General features: G+C 41.9%; 18 protein-coding genes. 1 reads left to right on the top strand and 17 read right to left on the bottom strand.

Annotation, left to right across the window (positions count from 1 at the left end; genetic code table 11):
• Positions 1-45: 45 nt before the first annotated feature.
• The 6 genes from HUZ36_RS05565 to HUZ36_RS05540 all read right to left on the bottom strand — a co-directional run bounded on the left by HUZ36_RS05565 (position 46) and on the right by HUZ36_RS05540 (position 7,667).
• The gene (locus HUZ36_RS05565; protein WP_128731546.1) at positions 46-1,053 is read right to left on the bottom strand and encodes an isocitrate dehydrogenase; all 1,008 of its coding nucleotides are present in this window, start codon (positions 1,051-1,053) and stop codon (positions 46-48) included.
• A 196-nt stretch (positions 1,054-1,249) separates the two neighbouring features.
• Positions 1,250-2,941, bottom strand: coding sequence for a hypothetical protein (locus tag HUZ36_RS05560; RefSeq protein WP_176032294.1), 1,692 nt, complete (start codon positions 2,939-2,941; stop codon positions 1,250-1,252).
• Between the two features lie 5 nt (positions 2,942-2,946).
• On the bottom strand, positions 2,947-3,330 hold the full coding sequence (locus tag HUZ36_RS05555; RefSeq protein ID WP_125252909.1) for a DUF3192 domain-containing protein: 384 nt from the start codon (positions 3,328-3,330) through the stop codon (positions 2,947-2,949).
• A 580-nt stretch (positions 3,331-3,910) separates the two neighbouring features.
• The gene (gene xni / locus HUZ36_RS05550; RefSeq protein WP_128731544.1) at positions 3,911-4,681 is read right to left on the bottom strand and encodes a flap endonuclease Xni; all 771 of its coding nucleotides are present in this window, start codon (positions 4,679-4,681) and stop codon (positions 3,911-3,913) included.
• A gap of 5 nt (positions 4,682-4,686) precedes the next feature.
• Positions 4,687-6,030, bottom strand: a complete 1,344-nt coding sequence (gene ppnN, locus HUZ36_RS05545) for a nucleotide 5'-monophosphate nucleosidase PpnN (protein WP_147389828.1) — start codon at positions 6,028-6,030, stop codon at positions 4,687-4,689.
• Positions 6,031-6,134: 104 nt separating this feature from the next.
• Positions 6,135-7,667 carry a GGDEF domain-containing protein gene (locus tag HUZ36_RS05540; RefSeq protein ID WP_125252912.1) on the bottom strand — a complete coding sequence of 511 codons (1,533 nt, stop codon included), beginning with the start codon at positions 7,665-7,667 and terminating at the stop codon, positions 6,135-6,137.
• A gap of 176 nt (positions 7,668-7,843) precedes the next feature.
• Here HUZ36_RS05540 and HUZ36_RS05535 point away from each other — a divergent pair, with 176 nt between their 5' ends.
• Positions 7,844-9,622, top strand: a complete 1,779-nt coding sequence (locus HUZ36_RS05535) for a M61 family metallopeptidase (protein ID WP_176032293.1) — start codon at positions 7,844-7,846, stop codon at positions 9,620-9,622.
• A gap of 72 nt (positions 9,623-9,694) precedes the next feature.
• Here the strand turns inward: HUZ36_RS05535 and HUZ36_RS05530 are convergent, their stop codons facing one another.
• The 11 genes from HUZ36_RS05530 to hisD all read right to left on the bottom strand — a co-directional run bounded on the left by HUZ36_RS05530 (position 9,695) and on the right by hisD (position 18,529).
• Positions 9,695-10,243, bottom strand: coding sequence for a YkvA family protein (locus HUZ36_RS05530; RefSeq protein WP_147389832.1), 549 nt, complete (start codon positions 10,241-10,243; stop codon positions 9,695-9,697).
• A gap of 184 nt (positions 10,244-10,427) precedes the next feature.
• Positions 10,428-11,189, bottom strand: a complete 762-nt coding sequence (locus HUZ36_RS05525; protein WP_176032292.1) for a glycosyltransferase family 25 protein — start codon at positions 11,187-11,189, stop codon at positions 10,428-10,430.
• 182 nt (positions 11,190-11,371) lie between these two features.
• Positions 11,372-11,872 (bottom strand): hypothetical protein, encoded by a 501-nt coding sequence (locus tag HUZ36_RS05520; protein ID WP_176032291.1) that lies wholly within the window; start codon positions 11,870-11,872, stop codon positions 11,372-11,374.
• A gap of 88 nt (positions 11,873-11,960) precedes the next feature.
• The gene (locus HUZ36_RS05515) at positions 11,961-12,236 is read right to left on the bottom strand and encodes a hypothetical protein (RefSeq protein ID WP_176032290.1); all 276 of its coding nucleotides are present in this window, start codon (positions 12,234-12,236) and stop codon (positions 11,961-11,963) included.
• Between the two features lie 183 nt (positions 12,237-12,419).
• The gene (hisIE, locus tag HUZ36_RS05510) at positions 12,420-13,031 is read right to left on the bottom strand and encodes a bifunctional phosphoribosyl-AMP cyclohydrolase/phosphoribosyl-ATP diphosphatase HisIE (protein ID WP_147389840.1); all 612 of its coding nucleotides are present in this window, start codon (positions 13,029-13,031) and stop codon (positions 12,420-12,422) included.
• Positions 13,028-13,801 (bottom strand): imidazole glycerol phosphate synthase subunit HisF, encoded by a 774-nt coding sequence (gene hisF, locus HUZ36_RS05505; protein WP_147389842.1) that lies wholly within the window; start codon positions 13,799-13,801, stop codon positions 13,028-13,030. The genes hisIE and hisF overlap by 4 nt, the downstream gene beginning before the upstream one ends.
• Complete coding sequence (locus HUZ36_RS05500; protein ID WP_176032289.1) at positions 13,783-14,517, bottom strand: 1-(5-phosphoribosyl)-5-[(5-phosphoribosylamino)methylideneamino] imidazole-4-carboxamide isomerase; 735 nt, start codon at positions 14,515-14,517, stop codon at positions 13,783-13,785. Before HUZ36_RS05500 ends, hisF begins: the two co-directional genes overlap by 19 nt.
• Positions 14,518-14,528: 11 nt before the next feature.
• Positions 14,529-15,119 (bottom strand): imidazole glycerol phosphate synthase subunit HisH, encoded by a 591-nt coding sequence (gene hisH, locus HUZ36_RS05495; RefSeq protein WP_176032288.1) that lies wholly within the window; start codon positions 15,117-15,119, stop codon positions 14,529-14,531.
• A complete protein-coding gene (gene hisB / locus HUZ36_RS05490; RefSeq protein ID WP_176032287.1) occupies positions 15,116-16,177 on the bottom strand; it encodes a bifunctional histidinol-phosphatase/imidazoleglycerol-phosphate dehydratase HisB in 1,062 nt (353 codons plus the stop codon). Before hisB ends, hisH begins: the two co-directional genes overlap by 4 nt.
• Complete coding sequence (gene hisC / locus HUZ36_RS05485; RefSeq protein ID WP_176032286.1) at positions 16,174-17,241, bottom strand: histidinol-phosphate transaminase; 1,068 nt, start codon at positions 17,239-17,241, stop codon at positions 16,174-16,176. Before hisC ends, hisB begins: the two co-directional genes overlap by 4 nt.
• Positions 17,234-18,529 (bottom strand): histidinol dehydrogenase, encoded by a 1,296-nt coding sequence (gene hisD, locus HUZ36_RS05480; RefSeq protein WP_176032285.1) that lies wholly within the window; start codon positions 18,527-18,529, stop codon positions 17,234-17,236. The genes hisC and hisD overlap by 8 nt, the downstream gene beginning before the upstream one ends.
• Between the last annotated feature and the right edge of the window lie 2 nt (positions 18,530-18,531).

Genomic DNA, 18,531 nt, shown 5'->3' with positions numbered 1-18,531 from the left:
GTCAGCTCTAGATTTTTAAACTTCGTCTATATAAGCTAATTTATACTACAGGCGCTCAATAACAGCTTGAGTAAAGTCAGTTGTACCGTGGCTACCGCCTAAGTCACGAGTAGTACGATCGCCGCTCTTAATCACATCAGCAACTGCACTGCGGATTCTTTCCGCTTTTTCTGCTTCACCAAGATATTCAAGCATTTGAATTGACGCCAAAATAACTGAAGTTGGGTTAGCTAAGTTTTTACCTGCGATATCTGGTGCGCTACCATGTACTGCTTCAAAAATAGCGGCATCGCTACCAATATTCGCACCAGGAGCCATACCAAGGCCACCAACAAGACCCGCACAAAGGTCAGATAAAATGTCACCAAATAGGTTTGTCGTCACAATTACATCAAACTCTTCTGGTGTCATCACCAACTTCATACATGTTGCGTCAACAATCATTTCTGCTGACTCAATTTCAGGGTAACGCTCACCAACTTCACGAGCCACTTTAAGGAAAAGGCCTGATGTAGACTTTAGGATATTCGCTTTGTGAACTGCAGTTACTTTTTTACGACCTTCACGCTTTGCTAGCTCGTAAGCAAAAGTCACTATCTTTTCAGCGCCTTCACGCGTGATTTTAGACATTGCTTCTGCTTCGCTACCATCTTCTGATACTACTTGGCCAAGACCAGAGTACATACCTTGTGTATTTTCACGAACAGTAATGATGTCAATATCATCGTAGCGCGCTTTAGTCCCTTCAAAAGACTTAACTGGGCGAACGTTTGCGTAAAGACCAAACTGCTTACGTAATGTTACGTTGATAGAAGTAAAACCTTCGCCAACAGGTGTTGTAAGTGGACCCTTTAGCGTAATTTTATTACGCTCGATTGCCTCTAACGTTGCAGCAGGAAGTAATTCACCTGTTTTTTCTAAAGCAGCCAAACCTGCGTCTACGTATTCGTATTCATAGTCGCAACCTACGGCTTTTAAGATCTCGATAGCTGAATCGATGATGCTAGGGCCAATGCCGTCGCCACGGATAACTGTGATGGTTTGCTGTGCCATGTTTTTTCCTTTATCAAAAGTTGTGATACACCTGAAAAGAATTACAGACTAAGTCTAGTAGAAATTAACAACGGTGTACGTTCGCTTGTTTAAGCCGCGTTTTATAGCAATTAATTAGGTCTTATTCCAGTATGGAATGTAAAAACCACATACATAAGATTTATGCTTGTTATTGATATTATTTATAGAATAAATATCACTCAATAGCTGAGTAAAAACCAACCTCAAGTAGTGCTGCATTAAAATTCTGTGCATTTGCAAAGTGGCTATCGGACAGTATTTGATCAATCAATTGTTTTTGCCACGCCGTAGGAACAAAATTAGGAGAGATAACACTTAACACTGCTAGTTTGATAAAAGTAAAAAGCTTGCATTGCGTATTTGCTTGGGATTTCTTGAGTGTTTCACTGTCTAGCATCGCCTTATGTAGGATGCTTTTATCAAAATAATAATGATTAAATTCAACAAATTTGTCTTGTGCCAACGCTCTAACGCCAAATAAATTGGCCACTGATATCTGCGCTTCTGAGAAATCCCGGGTATGTAATGCTGTGGTATGTTGGATCTCGACGCCTTGCTTCAGCACCAAAAATGCAATGACTGCGGCAAAAGGAGAGAGTAACCGCTCAAATTCTTCACCATAACTATCACCTACGTACAAAGCGATAACTTGACTTATCACTCCATACTTATGAAGTACATCATCGGTGAACGGCGTTTTGTGACGGGCAATGATTTGTTCTAACAATACTCGCTGTGCTAATAAACCGGCAGCATCTAGACCCACCATCGCCAGTGAATGTCGTACCGAAGCGGCTTTTAGATTTTCTCGATTATACTGTTTTGCCGCAACTTGTAACGCTAGAGAAACTGACTCGAATTCACATACCAGCTTTTCTAATGACCGAATGCTTTGAAATTGACTAAAAGAAAGAGCCTTTACCGCCTCTAGCAAATGCGTGTTATCAACACCAAAAGAGGTGGGCTCTGGTGCTTGTGCTCTGTCCCAAACATTGTATAGCAGTTTAGCATCTGAGCTAAACGTAACCCCACAGCGAAAATCAAACGCTCGGCTGGCTTTGGCAAGCTTTTTAGCTTGTCCATTATCAATAATAGCGATGACTTTCTCTTTGTTACATTGAACGACTAAAAGTCCTAGCTCTTTGTTTATGTCACATAATAATCCTGCTGGATGTTTTACCATTGCGTCGGACATTGCGGATAGTACTTTAAGTGCGTAGTGATAGGAAAGCCGAGAATAAAGTAGCTTTATCGCCTTATCGAGTGGAAAGGCTGGCTGTTGCTTTGTTGGCGTGATTAAACTAGCTAGTCGATGCGCTAATGCCACTATCAAAGAAGCATGATCATTAAAACGCTGTGGCGCTTTTGAGATGAGCTTGCTGTCATAGCTTGAAAGTCGCGATAAGACACGAAGACACTGTAGGTCTGGTGTTTTCCCATCACTGAGGATCTGGACTGCCACTTGGTGCCTAACTTTCCAGAGCTTATCTTGCTGAGGATTCAATGGTTTCCCACAAGCTAATTGATCACTTTCTCGCGCCACACATAAATAATCGGCAAAACTGGCAAGTAATAGTTCCTCAGTGATTGCTCTTGAATAGCGCAAACTGTGACAAGCCATACAAATTAGCACATTTTGATTAATTACAAGGTTAGTGTTGTAGCCTAAGTTTTGAGAATATAATCCAAGCTGAGCGTGCATGCTACTAGGTGAATGTTCATAGCAGTCCATATATAGTTGTGCCAGCTTTACCAGAGTAGGGTATATCGACGACCAACGCTCCTTTTGGTAGTAAAGCCGTAATACTTTATGAGTTCCTTGTGTCAAAGCAAATAGCGTTTTACTTGTTACGATCCTAGATTCCATTAACTCTACACTTTATCAAAGGTCACTCTGGCACCTGGGCCCCAAAGCGTCAAAACACCATTTTCAAACAGTAAACCGGTACATTCATCTTCGGTGGTGATACCATCAGGTTTAACCAGCTGAGTCCGATAAAAAACAATTTGCACGACAGTGTTATCTGCTCTTTTCTTCACATAGGTTAAATCAGGACTACCGAGTGTATCCAACACAACATCAATATTCACGGGTTGTTCTAGACTTAAATTCCCGATAAAGCGATTATTAAAAGCCTCTCTGTCTTGCCATATCATTGCCTGAGGATCATCTTTGTAGTAGTTAATAACAAGAAAGACCACAGAAACGTATACCGCAAGGCCTAGAAATATGTACTGTAAAATCTTTCTAATCATCTAACTGCTCAACAAAAATGTATAATCACCAACATACGCTACGTACAGAGATTAAGATATTAACATGCCGTTTCGTCTTAACAGATAATCTGCTCAGTACAGACTAACTAAACAACATGATGTTCGGATAATTTATGCCTTTCTAGCAGCCAGTTTTCACGCTAACTGCGTTGAATTCATTTCCAATAGCCAGCTACTGGCGCTTAAATTCTTCTTACCTACAACATGTAGGAGCCTTAGCGAGAGCAGGACGCGGAAGCGATGTTTCGCAAAAACTCTCTCACTAGACAAGTGAAAAAACAAAACTGTGCTTTAGCAACAATGAGTTAGAATATTCTTTATCCAAATTTCAGGTTAAACAATAATAAATGCAAGGTTTTCTTTAAAAACAATAATTTATAAAGAAAAACATCTTAATCTTTAGCTAATATATCAAAGGTCTTAAGAAATACCTAACGCTTGAGAAAGAATGCAAAACGACACAGTGATGTAGCAATATTTTGCACGCTGGCCTTTGCTCAAAATGGCTCCTTTACGCCACCTAGCTGCACAATTTATATTTCTATTTATATTTATATTACTATCCAACTCTAATATCTTTAAGACTAAACCCTATCTCGATATCTTTTCTTAACGTGACCAATGCCAGACTAGTAATATAGTTTTCAACACCTGCTTCAAGCTTGGCTTTAACAGCGGGCTTTATCTCATCATCTATAAGCATATCATCAAGACGACTGTGCTTTGCTAATAGCTCCTGCGCTGTTTTCACTCCAACCCCAGTCACTCCAGGAATATTATTGGTTTTGTCACCACTCAACGCCCAGAAGATTTCAAGCTTGTTTTGTGTAACTGAAAATCGGCTTTTAATGTCTTCAAGAGAGATTGTTGACTTTTTAAAGTAATCATAAATAGCAATTTCCTCACTAATTAAGGGGAGGAAGCCTTTATCTGTGGAAACAATAATCGCGGAGACATTTGCTTTTGCCGCCTTCGTTGCTAATGTAGCGATAATGTCGTCGGCTTCATCATGTACCGGATTGAAACACTTAATACCTGTATTAGTAAATGCAGTGGCGAATCTGTCGAGATTGCTGCTTAGCGACTCGGGCATGGGCTGTCGGTTTTCTTTATATTTTGAGTAAAAGTGATAGCGCCAGCTTTTGTCGCCATCAAATACAGCCACGGCATGGGTCGCGGCTGATTTCTTAAGCAAGCTTCTTGCGGCTTGCTCTACCCTTTGACAACAGGCTGTAATGTGCGCCTGTTGATGTTCGCTGTGCTTTGGTTCGTTAACAGCATAAATGCGCCTAATCAAGTTAAGCGCATCAATTAACAACAAATTTTTCATTCAATTTAAGCTTTAATTTTATAACAAGGTATATACTTGCTTCCCGGCAATTTCATTCGCCCTTGAACAACAAACGCCCCCAGCAGTTTATCCATATCGGCCATAAGAGACTTATCTCCAGTTAACTCATAAGGTCCATGTTGCTTGATTGCAGTTATCCCTTCATCTTTAACATTACCCGCAACAATACCAGAAAATGCACGCCGCAAATTAGCGGCAAGCTGCTGTTTTGGCTGTGCTAGATGCAGGTCTAGCGCGGACATATTTTCATGTGTTGGCGCAAAAGGGTGCTGAAAGTCATTCTCAATTTTAAGCGTCCAGTTGAAATAGTACGCATCACCTTGTGATTTACGATATTCGCGAACGGTTACCATCGATGCTTTAAGCTTTTTAGCCACTAGCTCCGGATCATCTACAATAATCTCAAACTTAGACAATGCTTCCTTACCCAAGGTTTTTTCAACAAACGTGCTAAGTTCCTCAAAGTAGGCAGCTGACTCTTTTGGACCTGTTAATATAACCGGAAGACACTGCTTCTCATTATCAGGGTGCAGTAAGATCCCAAGCAGGTACAGTAGCTCCTCTGCGGTTCCAGCACCACCAGGAAAAATGATAATGCCATGTGCAACGCGGACAAAAGCTTCAAGGCGTTTCTCGATATCCGGCAAAATAACTAATTCATTCACTATCGGGTTAGGAGGCTCTGCTGCAATGATGCTCGGCTCTGTTAGGCCAAGATAACGATTACTTGAGACACGCTGTTTAGCATGACCAATCGTTGCACCTTTCATTGGTCCTTTCATCGCACCAGGCCCACAACCGGTACAAATATTTAACCCGCGAAGCCCCAACTGATAGCCGACCTCTTTGGTGTATTTATACTCAACTTCATTGATGGAATGGCCTCCCCAGCACACAATCAAATTAGGATCTTTGTTCACCTCTAACGCATCTGCGTTTCTGAGCATATCGAACACCATGTGTGTGATTTCAACCGGGGTTTTATTTTCACCATGATATTTTTGACAGATGAACAGAATGTCCCTGATTACTGAAAAGATATGTTCATGAATGCCAGTAATAATCTTGCCATCAACAAAAGCTGACTCTGGAGGGTTATTCAGCGCAATTTTGATACCACGTTCTCGAGCAAGCAGTTGAATATCAAAATCTTCATATTTATCATAAATTTCAGAGCTAGAGTCAGTATGACTGCCAACGTTAAGTACAGCTAATGCACAGTTTCTAAAAAGCCTATATCTTTCACTGGTGGTAGACTGCTGTAGCAAGTCAACTTCTAATTTTGATAATAAGTTAAGAACCCCTGTTGGGTTTAGCTCTATTTGCATAGGCTTACTCCTTTTTGTTGTGCGAATAGGGTAGTGCCAACTTCTTACAAATTATCCATATTTAATCGCACCACCATTTCCTTTCAACAGCCCAAAGATTTGTGTTATTTGAAGCACAATCTATCACGGCCACTATTTTTCGCGTCATATAGTGCAGCATCAGCTCTATCGAAGGCACTCAAAGTCGTGTCTCCTTTTTTAAACTGTGTTGCACCGAGAGAAATTGTAATTTCAACTTGCTTTTCTTTGAATTTAAACGGAATAGATTTTACAACTTGCCTTACCTTTTCTAGCGGTTTTTGTGCCTGGCTAACGGGCATTCCAGGCATCAATAAGACAAATTCCTCACCACCATAACGAGCAATAAAATCGCTTTTACGGATCGATTTTTTCAAGGCTCTGGCTATCACTTGCAAGGTTTTATCGCCAGCACTATGTCCATATTTGTCATTGATAGATTTAAAATGATCAACATCAATCACAACGAGCGTAACTTCGGTGTCATTGACTTCAAACAAGTGCATTTCATGGGTCAAACGCTCATCAAATGCAGCGCGGTTCGGCAACTTAGTAAGGCTATCGAGTAAACTTTTAAATTTTTGCTCACTCAGCCGCTTTTGATAACTCGACACTTTCGCTTCGAGCATATTAATACGATTATTAATTGCATCGAATGAATCAAGAAGTGCATCTCGCTCATTTTTTTCCAGCTTTTCTCTAGCTATTAAATCTGCGCTTAATAACTTGAGCTCATTATCAACTAGCGCCTTTAGTGCAGTAATAGAACTTGCATTTTGAGTTTGCTCATTGAGATTTTGAATTTTTAGCTCAATCTTACTGTTCAAAGACTTTAATTCTTGTGATGCTGATTTAGACCGAGCTGTTGTTTCAACAATAGAACGGTGCAACTCTTCTAAAGTCTGATTTAATGAAACTAAAAAGCCCTGCGCAGATTGCCGCTCTCGAGCAATGGTCTGAGCAATAATTCTAATTATTTCGGTTGCTGCGCTGTATAGGTTGTCTAAGGTGTCATCCTGAGCGACTCCCTCTCTGATCTCTTTTACTTTGTCGACAGCATCGTCTTCAAAAATAAGTTCGTTGATTAGCGCTTGCAACTCTGCCGCGAGTTGAGGCTGACTGCTCCCTGCGGCAACATCATTGACTTCTGTTTTTGCCTGTAACACAGTTTGATAAATTGAGACCAAGGTCTCTAGTGCTGGAAGATATGCGTTCGTAGAACTGATGTCCTGTAATTCAACGTCTAATAAGTGCCTCAGTTTTCGGCGTGACTCATTTGGTACACCTTTGAGCTTTTGCAAGAGTTTACCACTGTGGCGGATTGAAGCTTGTAACGCCTTTTGATTCGTAGAGTTTATGGCTTCCTGCGCTTTTAATGGTTCCGATATACCGTCAATAAAGGGAGCAAGCTGTTCAAAGTCAACACCTTTATTGAGTGCGATACGAAACTTAGCTAGCTGATTGTCCAGAGAAACATCCTGCCCCTTACAGGCAAGAGAAAGCTTTGCAGCAAACTGAGTTAATAGCTCTACTTGTTGTTTTCTTGCGTCCTCAAGCGTCTTTCTTGCTTCAATGGCTTGTTTTAACTTTTGCTCGAGCATTACGGCGTTATCAGTCACAGATTTCCAGTTATGATTTGATCTCTTAGATACTTAGTCTACAACAAATTTAGCCAATATGCGCATAAATTTATGGCTGTAACATGTCCGACTTTGCTGTTCACTCGTCGATATTACTTCGCCTAGAAGGTCTTGATTTGATAGATTAATCGTATTCATAACTGACATTTAATACGATGAAAAAAAGCCTAATAGTACTTGCTTGTATTACCGCATTACACGCTCACGCCGACGTCAACTATCAAGTCACCATCACGCAGCCGCAGCATCACTTAGCTGATGTCGAAGTGACATTCCCGCATTCAACACAAACCAGTATAGATGTGCAGCTTCCGGACTGGCGCACCGGGCGCTATGAGATATTGAATTTGGCTAACGGCATTCGTTTCTTTGCCGCAGAAGGACACGATGGAAAGGCTCTAAAGTGGGAGAAAACGGATAAAAACACGTGGCGAGTACATCTATCTGAGCCGACAGAACTGAAAGTACAATACCAAGTATATGCCAATGAACTTGGTCTCCGGGCGAGGCATATTGATGACACCCATGCGTTTATTGATGCCTCCGGGTTCCTTATGTTCAGCGAGTCTTTTAGAGCAGAACCCATAAAAATAGACTTAGACGTACCAACGGACTGGCGTTCAGTCTCTGGCATGAACTTTGCCGATTCCAAACACAGCTTTAAAGCTGATAATTATGACATTTTACTTGATTCTCCGATTGAAACCGGCATTAACCAACTACATAAATTTCAAGTAGATGGTCGTCAGTACGAATTGGTGATTTGGGGGGAGGGGAATTACGACGTTGATCTGATGCTGACAGATCTGAAAAAACTGGTCAAAACCGGCACTCTTATATGGCATGACTACCCTTATGAGCGCTACGTATTTATGGTTCATGCAACGAGTGGCGCTCGTGGTGCCACGGAGCACCTAAATTCGACCATTATACAAAGGCACAGAGATAGCTTTAAAGACCGTGATGATTATATCGGCTTTATTTCAACCGCAGCGCACGAATTTATTCACACTTGGAATGTTAAAAATTACCGTCCTGCAGGTATGGTTCCGTATGATTATGTTGCTCCAAATTATACTGATCTGTTGTGGTTAGCTGAAGGTTCGACAAGCTATTTTGAAGACTATTTGTTACTTAGCGCAGGAATAACCACTAATGATGAATATCTCAACATGCTTACCAAGCGCGTTAACCGTCATCTTGACACCCCGGGGCGTCAGGTGCAATCTGTTGCCGCAAGCAGCTTTGATAAATGGATAAATCAAGGTGGCGATCATGGTAGTAACTATAGCACCAACATCTATTCAGAGGGGGCATTAGTCTCGATGGCGCTGGACATCGACCTACTTGAGAAATCAAATGGAAAAATAAGTTACCGTGACGTACACAGCCAGCTATATAAACAACATAAATTACCTAATAGCTTTACAAGTGAAGACGTCAAACGCATTTTAAAACAATTGACTGGACGAGATTATCACGCTTGGTGGGCAAACCATGTGGATAAACCAGCGAACATGGACTTTAATGCGTTATTCGACAAAGTGGGATTAGAATATAAGCATCCCAAATCAGCCAGTGTGATAGCTAACTTTGAAGGAAAAGCAAAACAACAAGGTGAACTTCTGAAGCTACTTCATGTAGCTCGAGATGGTAACGCTTGGCGAGCCGGACTTACTGCTGGAGATCTAATCGTTGCCTTTGATAAGCACCATGTGAGGGATAGTTTGTCGGCAAGCTTAGCGCATTTTGTACCTGAACAAACGGTGAAAGTTGATTTTATTCGTAGGGATAAATTAATGACTACAGAGTTGACACTAAACCGTGGTTACGACAAGCCTAAAAAAATCACCTTCACTGAAACGCCATCAGCACAACAAGCCATGCTATACAAAGCTTGGATGGGCGTCGCACACCCTAATGAGAAAAAATAGCTAACAGCAAAAAGGGCTGATAGTTATCAGCCCTTTATAATTTCTACCTCAGTAAAAAATACTAGGCTTCTACTACATGATGCGAGAGAAGAATCGAGAGCGATTCTTTGAACGACCTCTACGCATAGAAGAACGGATCTGAGAACGAGTGCCAGCTAACCAACTTTCACGGTCAACCTTTGCAGCATCGCCCCGTCTTGCTTCCTCCGTTGCACGGAATCCACAAAACTCACGATACGCTTTTAAATCAAGAGATAATTCTTGTAGCACAAGTTCAATCATAATTGCATCGTCAACATAACCTAATACCGGAATATGGTCTGGCACCATATCTTCAGGTTCGCTGAAGTAGGCTAGCGACGCCATAATCTCACGTTTTTCATCTTCAGGCATTTGCCATTCTTCATCCAATACAGCGTCAATTAACGTCTGTAATGAAATAAGACGAGTACTCACAAACTCGGGAAGGTTAGATTTTTCCATCGTTGCGACTAAATCGCGTGCTTTTGAAATAATTTCAGCATCACTTACATCACCACTTTTTTCAATTGCGGCTTTCATCATTCCACGGAAGTGTTCAAGATCTGAATCAGAGAGTTCAAAGTTGATTTCTATAGACACGTCTGTGCTCCCTCAACGTTGTTATTATTAACGGTTTAAGCAAAAAGTTAAACTTATTGCAATAATCTTAGATACTAGCACATCTCACTCAGATGTCTTCTCAAAAGTTACACTTTTAATACTTATTTTTTCCATATTATGACCTTTGTATAAAAGCTATACCGTGAGTTTTGGAGTCAATAAATTAAAAATACGGTTGATACTGTTTTTGTATTAACTTTCGGTTGGACTTATTGTTAAAAAACTTATTAATTTGAAGTCGCTGTTTTAGCCAAAAGTTACCTTTTTCGTTACGACTTAAAAACTCACGGCCTACTGTACTGTCAAATATTTCGCCATGGTTAACGGGGCAAGGAAAGGCTAATAAAACACTCACTTGCTTTTCCCAAAAGTGTTGATAGTCAATATCAATTGGTCTGCCAAATGGGCGTGCATGCGCAAGTATTTTTTTAGCCCCCTCAAAACTAATAAGTTGTGCTACGGTTCCAGCGGGGACTTTATTGGGGATCACCAAAGAAAGATCGCCGTCTATTCGGTGGGTGGCAATGGCGGTTCGACGATTTTTTTGCGACTGATACAGCTTGATCATATCCCAATCAAAAGGCAAAGCTGATACTTTGCTATCGATTTCTCTTAAGTCAGCCTGTAATTGAAAGTCATCCTCAAACACAAAAGCATAAGGAAGCTGCCTAGCGACAATTTCTTCCAGCACTTTAAGGTGGCTCATGTAACAACCTATTTCACCTACGGTAAGCGCACGGTAATACTGGCGAGCATTTTTTTCCCTACTGTAATGAGTTTCCAGCTCTTGATTGCTTATTGAAGCACCATCTACGGCGCTGATCCGCTCAAAAGAGAGGTTAAATTTATCAAATTGACGAGCGGACTCTTTTAAACGGTCTTTACTAGAATCTAAATTGATGAGAAAGATATTCAAGTCTGTCATGTGTAAGCTGATAGTGTTTGATTGACTTACACAAAGTGTGCTGCGCTTGTATGACAACACAATGACAGACTGGCTTAAACTAGCGAGCGATAAGGCCTATATCACATCAAAATATCAACGTATTAGGTACAATGAAAGCCCCAACCAGGTATCAACATAAAAAATGGGGGTTATTACAGAAATTATTTGTCGCTTATTTCTAAACTCACAACCCATGGGGACTGCTTATCTAGACCTTTACCCAAAGCAATACTTATCGCACTTGTTGTTGATGCTGAGGTGATGTCGGTATGTAAAACTTCACCATTCTCTTGAGAAGATACCATCCAATTGCTACCCAAGCACTGTGTCACCATGCTTTGCGCATATTGATGAATTTTAACTGCACTTTGGTAGTCCTCAAACTGTTCTTGGCAAGTATATATTGTCTTTCCTTTACTGCTTTCGATTATCTGACAAGAGTTACCAACGAGATGTGCCTTGGCTTGCCATGTCTTAATTAGTTTTGCGCCTACCTGTACGCCTTTTAACACTGAAAACCCACTTGAAGAAGCGTCAACTAGCGTCGTGAGTTTTTCACAGCTCGACATATCGTTAACTTTTGCCTGTTGATCTGGTGAAAGCGTTGAACAACCCGTTGTTAGCACACCAAGTAACAATAAAGCCAATGTTTTTATTTTCATCTTTAAATCCATGCTTTTTACCATAACAGTTTTAACCGTAGACGATTAAAATACTACCGTATAATTGTAAAGTCACGAAAAGTGTAGTTCAGTTAAACTGAGTGGGTGTTGATCTATATTCGATTATCTTACATGAATTACCAACGAGGTGTGACTTAACATCCCCATTCCATGCCTTAACTAGTTCTGCGCCCACTTGCAAACCTTTTAATACTGAAAGCCTGCCTGAAGAGAGGTCAACTAGCGAAGTGTACTTTTCACAGATCGACATTCCGTTCACTGTAGCCTGTTGATCTGCCGAAAGTGTTGAACAACCAGTAGTTAGCACACCTAATAACAATAAAGCCAATGTTATTTTTTTCATCTTCAAATCCATGCTTTTTACCGTAGCAGCTTTAACCCTAAACGATTAAAATACCAGCGCATAATTGTAAAGTCACAAAAAGTGTAGGGCAGTTAAACTGAGCTGGTATTGCTCTATATTACAATTATCAGTTTGCAGGTTACAGATGGTTATCTGCAACCTGCAAACAACTCGGTTCAACCGTTACTTGTGTCTAAGTTCGAGGGTATTAACCACCTCACTCAGAGTTAAGCCTTGTCGCTGCAACAGCACAATAAGGTGATAAAGAAGATCAGCAGACTCATTAAGCAGCTCTTCATTGTCATTTTTCATCGCAGCCAGCGCAACCTCAACTCCTTCTTCTCCAACTTTTTGGCAGCTGCGGCTCAAATCTTTTGCAAATAAAGAGGCGGTGTAACTGCTCTCCGGTGAGGCATTTTTTCTTTGTGCAATTACACGCTCAAGCTTTCCTAAAAATGCAAGCTGTGGCATGGTGTCTGCGAAGCAGCTTTCGCTACCTAAATGGCAAGTTGGACCTTGCGCGGTGGCGTAGATCAGTAAACTGTCTTTATCACAATCTGTGTGTACTTCTACCAACTCTAAAACATTGTTTGACGTTTCACCTTTTGTCCACAGGCGTGATTTGGAGCGCGAATAAAAAGTAACAAGCCGTTTGTCTAATGTAACCTCAAGGGCATCTCTATTCATAAAGCCCTGCATTAATACTACGCCTGTCAACGCATCTTGCACTATTGCTGGTATAAGTTCGGATTTTTCGAAATCCACTTCTGCCATGTTTTGTTTATTAATTATCATTGTCGTGCTGCCACATCATTATTTATTAAAAACTGCTTGAGCTTAGGAATTTCGATTACACCTTTGTGAAATACACTTGCCGCCAAAGCTCCATCAACATTCGTTTGTGTAAACACATCAACAAAGTCCTGCATGCTGCCTGCACCGCCAGAGGCGATAAGCGGCACTTTGCACAATTCTCTGATTGCGCTGAGCTGCTCTATATCATAACCATTACGCACACCATCTTGGTTCATACAGTTGAGTACAATTTCTCCCGCTCCGAGCGCTTGTACTTGTTTCACCCATTCTTGGGTTTTGTATCGAGTCCGACTTGCGGCGTTCGGATCGCCTGTTAACTGGTACACTAAATACTCTTGGGTTTGCTTATCATAGAAACTGTCTATACCAACGACTACACATTGTTTGCCAAATTCGTCATGTAACTCTTTAATAAGTTCAGGACGCGCAATCGCAGGGCTGTTAATAGAAATTTTATCTGCTCCTTGCTCAAGCACCCGAGCGGCGTCCGCCACCGACTTAATTCCACCAGCAACACAAAATGGAATCTCGATATGCCTGGCAATCTCAGCGACCCAATTTACGTCTAATAAACGCTTTTCCACACTGGCGCTGATTTCGTAAAACACCAATTCATCAGCACCTGCGGCGCTATAACGCTCCGCAAGTTCAAGAATATCCCCAACTACTTCATGACCTTGAAATTTTACGCCCTTAACAACTTGGCCGTCTTTTACATCTAAACAAGGAATTATGCGTTTTGATAACATGCCAGTGCCTCCTCAACGCTAAATACACCCTCAAGCAGTGATTTCCCAAGTATCACTCCACCCACTTGTTGTTTGGCAAGACGGGCAATATCACCCAGTGAGCTTACGCCTCCAGAAGCCTGAACTTTAATTATGCTATTGTGCTTGGTAATATCGTCATATAAAGAAAAAGAAGGGCCTGCCATAGTGCCGTCCTTACTGATGTCCGTACATAAAAAACCTACTACCCCTTGCTCAACATAAAAATCTAATAATGCAAACAAGTCAGTTTTTGCATCGTTAAGCCAGCCGTGAGTAGCAGGAGACCAACCACTTTCAGTTCTATTAACATCCAGTGCAATAACAAATCTATCAGCACCAAACTCTTTTATCCAAGTAGCAACTTCCTGCTGCTTTTCTACCGCCATCGAACCAATTACGACCTGAGCGGCACCAGCTTCAAGCCACTGCTTTACATCATCAATACTGCGAATACCGCCCCCTATTTGAAACGGAACAGACAACGCTCGAGTCGCGGCTTGGATGGTACGCCATTGCTTTTTGTTCGGATCACGCGCCCCTTCCAGATCCACTAAATGTAGCTTGGTTGCGCCAGCATTTTGATACTCAAGCAGACGTTCTGCTAAATCAAATGGATAAAACTGTGCGGTTTCATATTTGCCTTGATACAAACGAACAATATTGTTCTCTAATACATCTAAAGCGGGAATAATCATTGTTCGTCCTTTTAAATTTGCCAATTAATAAAGTTTTGTAAAAGCTGTGCACCGACTCTGCCACTGCGCTCTGGGTGAAACTGCATGCCGGCATAATTGTCGTTTGCAACAATCGCAGAAAACGCTTGACCGTACTCACCCGAAACCAATGTCGATTGATTGATGGTATGCGCAAAACTGTGCACAAAGTACACTTGGTCTTGTTCGCTGAGTCCTGCAGTGAGCGCGTGAGACTTCACCACACGAAGATTATTCCAACCCATATGCGGCGCTGTTAAATCATTGGTCTCCAATAACTCAACCTTACCCGGAATGCGACCTAGGCAAGCTACGTTGCCTTCTTCAGTCGATTCACAAAGCAGCTGCATCCCTAAGCAAATACCCATCAAAGGCCTCTGATAGTCAGCTATTGCCTTCGTCCAGCCTTGTTCATTTAACCGCTTCATTGCCACATTGGCGTGGCCTACACCGGGTAGAATAGCGCGTTCAAACTCAGATAATTTCTCCGGTGTGGTGATCACTTCCGGTGTGACACCAAGGCGCTCAAATGCAAAGCGCACAGAGTTAATGTTGGCACAACCGGTATTAATAATTGCAATCATAAACACCCCTTCGAACTTGCCGTTTGCTGCGACGCATCCGTTGTAATTGCCATACGTATAGCTCGTGAGAATGCCTTAAATAAGCCCTCAACCTGGTGGTGTGCGTTGCCTTCACTTACACTCAAGATTAAGCTTACCGCCGCATTATCTGCAAAAGACTTGAAAAAGTGTTCAACCATTTGAACATCCAAATCACCGACTTTATCTCTGGTGAAGTTGGCATTCAGTAAAAAAGAAGCGCGTCCAGACAAATCTAGTTGGCATTCTGCCTTACACTCATCCATAGGCAATGCAAAGCCATAGCGAGCGATTTGTGACTTGGTGCCAAGCGCAGTTCTGAATGCTTGACCAAGGGCAATACCTATATCTTCTACTAAGTGGTGCTCATCTATGTGCAAATCCCCTTTGGCTTGAATATATAGGCCCAGATTAGCGTGAGTTCTTATTTGATCTAACATATGGTCAAAGAATCCAAGACCCGTTGAAATCTCGCCATTGGCTTGTTGATCTAAATTTATCGCTACCGAGATCTGAGTTTCTTTGGTATTTCTGACAATTTGTGCACTGCGATTTAATGTGGTTAATTGCGTTACAATCGCAGGCCAGTTATTGTCATAGAGAATACCTTCGATACACAGATTTTCAGCTAGCTGAATATCGGTTTGTCTATCACCAATAACAAATGACTTGCTCAAATCCACTTTACCAGAGCGCATTAACTCCGTGAGTAACCCAGTTTTAGGTTTACGACATTGACAGTTATCCTCATCAAAGTGAGGGCATATCAACACCTCTTCAAAACGGATCCCTTGACTAGTTAGAATTTGCATCATTTTATCTTGAGGCGCATCAAAATCTGCTGTGGGGAAGCTCTCAGTCCCAAGGCCATCTTGATTAGATACCATCACCAGTTTGTAGCCAAAAGCTTGCAGCGATAGCAGCGCTGGGATCACGTTCGGCAACAATGCCAGCTTTTCAAGGCTGTCGACTTGTTTGTCAATCATTGGCTCTTCAATAATGGTGCCGTCACGGTCTATGAATAAATATGGGGCGCTCATGATACTTCCTCAGTGACTTGGCATTGTTTCAGCCAGGTTTCTACTTGTTTTAGTTCTTGTTCGTTGCCGATGGAGATCCGCAACCAATTGTCCTCGCCAAACAGCACAAATGGACGCATTATTAAGCCTTGGCGCATCGCTTGCTGTACAAATTGCTTGTCGGTTAGCTGCAAAGTAACAAAGTTGCCTTCGCCGCATAGTATTGCGTTTACGAACTCGCTGTTTTGTAGCCATTGTATAAGCTTCTTTTTTGCTAGGTTCAAAATAGAGACTTGACGGCGCATCTGCGTTAGCGCATCAGACGTTAGTGCAGTTGCTGCAATTTGCGCTACTACCGTTGAAACAGGGTAGGGTGCGATAACTTTTCTGATCGGCGCTAATAGCGTTTCACTTGCTAACATAAAACCCACACGAAGCCCTGCTAGTGCGAACGCTTTAGATAACGTGCGTAGTACAACGACATTAGGAAATGTTTTGATAAGCTCTACGCAACTCTTATCTTCACAAAACTCAATATACGCTTCATCAACGACGACAATCGCACGGCCTTTAAGCTTATCAGCAAGAGCCGCAACTTTGCGTATTGGTTGTAATGCTCCTGTAGGGTTGTTTGGATTACACACAAATACGAGTTTAGCTTCACCAATTGCAGGGAGTAGTGCATCCGTGTCCTCATTGGCAAGCTGCTCTTGACTTAATTCGTTAATGGCGATGTTATGTGTATCCGCCGTGACTTTGTACATACCGTATGTTGGCGTAAAAATCGCAATACTGTCTTTACTTGGCTCACAGTAAGTTCTTACCAAAAGCTCGATCCCTTCATCGGCACCACGAGTCATCAATACATTACTTTGTTCAACTTGTGCGTAGCGTGCATAACCCTCGATCACAGCTTCTGGTTGTGGATCAGGGTAACGATTTAAGTTATCAAAACGCATTTCAAGTAAACGAGTGTAAGGACTTTCGTTGGCGTTTAGCCATGTGTTCCCTGTCAGTTTTTCACTTTTTGCAGAGCTGTAGGCTTTCAACTTTTCTATATTTTCGGGTAGTGCAATATTAGTCATTATTATTCTCCAGCCTTACTTTAACGGCATTTGCGTGTGCGTCTAACCCTTCAGCTTGAGCTAAAGGTAGAATGGCGGAACTCAAACCACGCAGACCTTCCTTGGTTATGGTTTGTACAGTGTAAGCCTTGTAAAAATCCATCAAATTTAAACTTGAGTAGGTTTTTGAATAACCATAGGTTGGCAATACGTGATTGGTACCAGACGCATAATCACCCGCAGACTCTGGCGTATAGTCTCCGACAAACACTGAACCTGCATTTTTCACAAGTGGTAAGAAGCGCTCAGCCTCCCTAATCTGTAAGATAAGGTGTTCAGGCCCATACTCTGCCGATATTTCAAACGCTTGCTCAACACTCTCGACTAAAATCAGCGTGCTATTTTTAAGTGCGGCTCTGGCGATATCAGCGCGACTAAGGACTCTTAATTGGCGTTCGATCGCAACTTCGGTGTCCTTAATTAACTGAGCCTCAGTCGCTAACAAAATAACTTGAGAGTCCTCACCATGTTCTGCTTGAGAAAGCAGATCTGCGGCAATAAATTCAGGGTTCGCGCCCTTATCAGCAATCACTAACACCTCGGACGGACCCGCAGGCATATCAATTGCCAATCCAGGTACTGATTGACAAAGCAGCTGTTTTGCCATGGTGACAAAACTATTACCTGGGCCAAATATCTTGTTCACTTTGGGCACACTATCTGTGCCTAATGCCATCGCGGCAATTGCACCTGCACCACCACATTCAATAATATCAGTAACGCCACAGAGTTTAGCCGCGTATAAAATCGCAGGGTTTATCTGACTATCACCTTTGACTGGGGTTGCTAATACAATTGTTTTCGCGCCGCTTAGCTGCGCACAAACACCTTGCATTAATACGGAAGAAGGCAGCGGCGCGCTTCCACCTGGCACATATAACCCAACCGCTTCGATCGCTTGAAATCTAAGTTCACAAATAACACCCGGTTGAGTCTCAATCTGCTTACTTTGAGGAGTTTGCAACTGGTGAAACCTTTTGATGTTGCTGTATGCCTGATCAATGGCGTTTTTCAGATCAGATTCTAAAGCAAACTCACTTTGTATGATTTCTGAATCTGATACTCTTATTCTTGGGCTGATACGAGCATCAAACTGCTCAGCGTAGCCAAGCAGAGCTTTATCACCATTTTTCGCAACATTATCGATAATACTCTCAACCGCCGCCTTTACTTTATCACCTACTTTCACCGCTGGGCGACTTAAGCATTCGGCTCGCTGAACACTCGTAGCTGACTGCCAATCAAACATGC

It is taken from the genome of Pseudoalteromonas sp. McH1-7 (assembly GCF_013366255.1).
Classification (GTDB): domain Bacteria; phylum Pseudomonadota; class Gammaproteobacteria; order Enterobacterales; family Alteromonadaceae; genus Pseudoalteromonas; species Pseudoalteromonas peptidolytica.
The sequence above is the reverse complement of the archived record's forward strand: the minus strand, read 5'-3'. Positions and strand labels throughout refer to the sequence as shown.